A 5418-nucleotide genomic window follows, 5' to 3' on the forward strand; every position below is an offset into this window, starting at 1 on the left:
AAAGGCTCCACTCTCCTAAGGCGCGCGTCTCTGGCCTTAATCATAAAGTTTTAACCCTTTTACCCATAGCCGACCAACCATAAAGGCTGCCTTATTTTTGCGGTAACTTCTGACCCGGTTTAAAAACACGGGGCTTTCAGCCTGGAGCAGTTCCGTAAGCAATAACAAATTAACTAATTAACAATTAACAATTAACGTAAGCTATCAGCTTAAGCGCTACGCGCACGCGTGCGCGTAGCGCTTAAGCTATCAGCTCTCAGGTTTTGAATAAAACAAGTAAGCATTGGTTTAATCTATGTTAAGTCAGCACCTCAAGTAGCGTGAGCCTTGGCCATTCGCGAATGGCTGACAGCTGACAGCTGACGGCTGACGGCTGACTGCTGACGGCTGAACGCGCACGCGTGCGCGTAGCGCATATGCTTACCAATTAAAGATTATCAATTTGTTTGCGAAGGTCTTCCAACTCTTTGTCAACGGGTGAATCTGAGGAAGTCGATTTTTTCTCCTCTGAAGCTGGTAAAGCTTCTTGAGATACAGAACCACCAGACAACTGAGCTTTCATCGTGGCCAACTCATCTTCAACATCATTACCTTCCAAGAGTCTAAATTGACTTTCCAAGTCAGCACCACCCAGCTCATGGGCAGCTTCAGAACGAGCCTCCATTTCCAAGACTTTCTGTTCCATACGCTCAAAGGCGGCTAGGGAGCCACTAGTATTAATAGACCCCATGGTTTGTTGTAACTTTTCATTCGCCTTAGCCGCCTGAGCTCGTGCTTTGAGCATATTCTTTTTGGTTTTGGCTTCGGAAATTTTGCCTTCGAGAGCAACCAGATTACGCTTAAGAGTATTGACCTGATTAGTTTGCTGATCCAACTGAGTTTTGAGGGTAGCAGCAGTATCAGCATTGCTCTTCTTACGCACCAGAGCCTCACGAGCCAGGTTTTCATCCCCTTTGCTCAGAGCCAGCTGAGCTCTTTTCTGCCAGTTGTTAGCTTCTGTTTGGTTTTTGTTGTATTGCTGCTCTGTGCGTTTTTGTTCAGCAATTGACCTGGCAACTGCTTGACGCAATTGAACCAGATCCTCTTGCATATCAACAATAGCTTGATCCAGAATCTTTTCTGGATCCTCAGCCTTGCTAACCATATCGTTCAGATTAGCTCTGACCACTCTGCTAAGGCGATCAAATAATCCCATAACGCTGTTTATCCTCTAGGAATGTACATTGTAGGTAGAAAACTGGCTTGCTGGTGCGTAAGCCTAGTTAAGTTGTCTTGAAGGACAAGCAATTGTGGCTGTCCCATCTCAAGTCTGATTGGGGAACTGAAAAATTTGCGGGCTTGACCCATACCCTAGCCATTAAGACAAGGAGCCTTTCATCCAGTTTAAAAACTTCTTGGGAAAAAGTGCGAGACAACAAGCTAAGGGTTGAACTTTCTGGCGGCTGAACCATGGGGGATTCTAAGGGATTACTGTTGGAGGGGTTAAAAACTGGGTTTGAGAGGCGCTTATGATATAATAATAGTCCCATCTGTTGAGAAAACGTCCTTGTCTTATTCTACCTATTCGCTTTCCGAGTATTGTTAAGAAGATAGAGAAGGGGCTGTTTTCCTGTAGGTTTCCATGTATAGTAACCCGTTGGGTCAAGGCTCTAAGGTATTTTCAGACAAGGTTTACAACCTGCAATTGAGGTGACCATGGGGACACTAATTACTTTTTCCAGCTATTTATCCAATTTTTCCGGATTTTTCGGTTATTCTGCCTGAGTTGAGGGTAATTGAGGAGTGTTGGTTCCTTGAATTAGATTAGCTTTCATGGCGGCTAACTCAGCTTCTACATCATCGTTAGCTTCGATAGCGGCAAATTTCTGATCCAGTTGATTGCTACCTAACTCAGCCATTGCCTCAGACCGGGCTTCAAGCTCCATTACCTTATCTTCCATCTTTTCAAAAGCGCTCAAGGCACTACTGGTACCTACATTACCGAGCATCTCATTAATTTTCATGGATGCTTTAGCTGAGTTAGCCCGAGCAATATACAAGTTCTTTTTAGTTTTCGCCTCTGAAATTTTCTGTTCTAGGGTACGCAGCTCTTCCTTGAGCTTGGACACAAGCTCAGCTTGCTGGGAAAGCTGAGCGTTCATGGTTGTGACGGTCACCTGATGAGATTTCCGCCGTGTCAGGGCATCCCGTGCCAAGTTGTCGTCTCCTGCTGACAAGGCTAACTGAGCGCGACGGTACCATTGCTCAGCAGCCGCTTGAGCCTGAGAGGCTTGTCGTTCGGTGCGTTTTTGGGTAGCGATCGCTTGAGCTACAGCCTGACGCATGTGAATCAAATCCTGCTGCATATCATCGACAGCCTGTTCCAGGATTTTCTCAGGATCTTCAGCTTGACTAATCAGACTATTAAGGCTAGCACGAATGATTCTCAACATACGATCTAATAATGCCATGGCAGGTTTCCATACATGATCAGGGCTTAGTTAATCTTTACTGATCTTATTGATATTGATAATCCTTAACACTTAAGTCAAGGACGATAAATCGAAGCAGAAATTCCCTGTTGCTGGAGTTTTTCTACCAAACCTTGTGCTTCATGTTCAAATTTGAACGCTCCCATCTGAATGCGGGTACCTTGAGATAATTTGCGCACATAGGCATCAGGAACAATTGTCCTAGCTTGCTGTAGGGAACGTTTACCATCGTAGTTGATCACCACATAGTAGAAAGGATCGGGCGCAGGTAAAGACTCCTCTACCACTGTTCTTAGAGATGCGGCTTGATTCTGGAGTGTTTCAGATATAGCTGGTTGAAGTAATCCTGACTGTGCCCGTCTTCCTGGGGGTACTAAAGAGCCTGAGCTTGTTGGTAATGATGACAGGGGAACCTTTTGGAGTGGTTGAACAGAAGGCAAAAGTACTGAAGATAAGGAAGACCCTTTAGGAGGCATCGGTCTAGTTACCACCTTAGGAGCTGATTCAACCACCTTTGGTATTGGGACATCTTTTGTATAAAAAGGTTTTTGCTGCGGTCCTGGAGTAGCTTCCACTTGAGAAAGGGTATGTAAGTTCAAGTCTACAAATTCCTCAGAAGCCAAATTAGGACCACCCTGTAGGGGAGAATTAGGAACCGACTCAGTCTGTTGTGGTTGATCTGGTTTAATTTCGGTTTTGGAGATCTTGGGAATGATGGAGCTAATCAGCTGCGACAGATCCAGATTACTTAACACCGAGGGATTGGAGAAGATATAGGGTAGGGTAGCGCTTAACAACAGCAAAAGTACCATGAAACCGACATTTAACGGAGTCAGCAGTTGGTAAGACACCTGCTTTTGGTTGTCAAATTCTTCTTGATCTTCTGCCAGACTCTGTAGTAGTTTTTCTGATGATTCGAGATAATCTTCTGGCTGGGTTTGGTTAGCCCCTAACTTGATCAAACTACCTGATTTTTCAGGCAATTTTTCAGGAGGCTTAAGTTGCTCCGTAGCCTCTTTCTGAATACCTAAGCTAGCACTTTCACCATTATTATACTGGGAGACAACTGGTGGCTGAGTAGGTTTTGGGGACTGTGATAACAGGGAATCTAGGGATTCAGTCTGCTCAACCAATGGCTCTTGTGGTTGTTTGAGAGAAGTTGTCCCCTTGGCTGTTAGGTTTGGCAGTGGAATCGTTGATGGCTGCTTTAGTTGAGGGATGGTCTTGTTTGTCTGCGATGGTGAGGATTTCTGTTGTACCTCACCCACAGAAATTAACTCTAGGGGTTTACGGGCCCGGTTACGACCAAGACTACGGTTAGTCATGACTGGGCGTCCTACTCTTCGACGTCGGTAGCGCGCTAATTCTTCCTCTAGTTGCACATCAAGGCTACTCAGAGCAGCTTGTAAAACTGAGTTGAGGTTGTAGTTACCCGTCGAGCTAGGGGATGAATTAACTGAGGAGTTTTGGCTCATGGCGGACTAGATCGGTCGTTTGTGCTATAGAACAAGCAACAGGACTTACGCAGCCATTCTATCTCTAGGGTCACCCTACTAACTCTAAGCTAGTTTATCTAAGCTAGTTTATCTAAGCTAGTTTATCTAAGCTAGTTTATCTAAGCTAGTTTATCTAAGCTAGTTTATCTAAGCTAGTTTTTAGCCTAGTGTGGCACAGGCTTCTAGCCTGTGACGTCAGTCCTGAAGCCATCAAAACTATTGTCAAATTAACTAATTATAGTAAGGCGATATGCTTAAATCACTCAATCAGATCTTAGATAGGATTACAAATCAGCCGGAGTGGGAAGGTATACAACGCTTGTCATACCTAATTAAGTCTTGGTCTGAAATAGTAGGAATGAATATAGCTAATCATACCAGACCCTATGCTATCTCTAGGGATATCTTATATGTGGCTACCTCTAGCTCTGTTTGGGCACAAGAACTAAAATTTAAGCGCCGGATGTTGTTGAAACGGCTTAATGCTAGTTGGTCTGAACCCCTAGTTGACATCCACTTTTCTCCGGCTCAGTGGCGGAAAACAAAAGTTTTGGGCAATGGCTATTCACAATCTGAGTTGACCCCAAACCATAGACATCCTAGCACCATCTTGCCAATGTCTTCATCACTGGTTTCTGAGGAATTGGAGTACACAGAAAACAGAGAAAGTAGTGAAGCCACTGACACAACTACTGACACAAATACTGACACAACTACTGACACAACTACTGACACAACTCTGGCCAATAGGCTAGGCTACGCGAACAGACCCGAAGCAGCGTTTAAACATTGGGCAAAGATGATGCAGATGCGATCGCAAAATTTACCACTTTGTCCTCAGTGTCAGTGTCCGACTCCACCAGGAGAACTTCAGCGTTGGGATGTCTGTGGTCTTTGTGCTATTAAGCAATGGCAAATTTAGACCAAGGTTATAGAAGGCAGAAGGGAGAAGGGAGAAGGGAGTCGGGAGTCGGGAGTAACGAGTAACGAGTAACGAGTAACGAGTAACGAGTAACCAGTAACGAGTAACCAGTAACGAGTAGGCAGTAGTTAGGGGGGTGTGGGGCGCTCACAGGGGTAGGTTTTTTACCTTAAGGTCAAACATGGGGCGACCCAGAGGGAGAGGAAAAGCAAAACAACGAACAAGCGATGCAGCGCGGTCTTGGGGGAAACCCCCACAGGTCGGTAATGGTGCGCTTTCTTATCCCCCACACCCCACACCCCACACCTGAGGAAGTTGTGTGGTTTCCAGCACTGGTGCTTTGAATCAACAAAAGCTTGTGAAGTACCCCAACCTGCTTGACCTTTGGTCACGCGGGGCGCGTTCGCTGAGGTTGGGGCTTCCAATTCTCAGGTCAACTCAGGGACGGTTTTATTCGTCAATAGGGCTTCCCGCGCGCGTCCCCGACGCCTCAACCAGAGGCGCGCGCCTGCTGGAATTGGTCTTACTC

At 45.7% G+C, this 5418-nt stretch carries 4 protein-coding genes; 1 reads left to right on the forward strand and 3 read right to left on the reverse strand.

Annotated features, from left to right (window positions below):
• Positions 1–427: 427 nt before the first annotated feature.
• The 3 genes from F6J99_RS41515 to F6J99_RS41525 form a co-directional block, all read right to left on the reverse strand.
• Positions 428–1195 (reverse strand): PspA/IM30 family protein, encoded by a 768-nt coding sequence (locus F6J99_RS41515; RefSeq protein WP_293122377.1) that lies wholly within the window; start codon positions 1193–1195, stop codon positions 428–430.
• Between the two features lie 556 nt (positions 1196–1751).
• A complete protein-coding gene (locus F6J99_RS41520) occupies positions 1752–2450 on the reverse strand; it encodes a PspA/IM30 family protein (RefSeq protein ID WP_293122380.1) in 699 nt (232 codons plus the stop codon).
• A 77-nt stretch (positions 2451–2527) separates the two neighbouring features.
• Entirely contained in the window at positions 2528–3946 is a 1419-nt protein-coding gene (locus F6J99_RS41525) for a hypothetical protein (protein ID WP_293122382.1), read from the reverse strand.
• Between the two features lie 271 nt (positions 3947–4217).
• Between F6J99_RS41525 and F6J99_RS41530 the strand changes: the two genes are divergently transcribed.
• Complete coding sequence (locus F6J99_RS41530) at positions 4218–4889, forward strand: DciA family protein (protein WP_293122385.1); 672 nt, start codon at positions 4218–4220, stop codon at positions 4887–4889.
• The last annotated feature ends 529 nt before the right edge of the window (positions 4890–5418 follow it).

It is taken from the genome of Moorena sp. SIO4G3, from assembly GCF_010692305.1.
Lineage (GTDB): Bacteria > Cyanobacteriota > Cyanobacteriia > Cyanobacteriales > Coleofasciculaceae > Moorena > Moorena producens_A.

Excerpts from the sequence above, each read along its gene's own strand:
- F6J99_RS41515 (WP_293122377.1), bottom strand. The coding sequence starts at position 1,195 with ATGGGATTATTTGATCGCCTTAGCAGAGTGGTCAGAGCTAATCTGAAC.
- F6J99_RS41520 (WP_293122380.1), bottom strand. The coding sequence starts at position 2,450 with ATGGCATTATTAGATCGTATGTTGAGAATCATTCGTGCTAGCCTTAAT.
- F6J99_RS41525 (WP_293122382.1), bottom strand. The coding sequence starts at position 3,946 with ATGAGCCAAAACTCCTCAGTTAATTCATCCCCTAGCTCGACGGGTAAC.
- F6J99_RS41530 (WP_293122385.1), top strand. The coding sequence starts at position 4,218 with ATGCTTAAATCACTCAATCAGATCTTAGATAGGATTACAAATCAGCCG.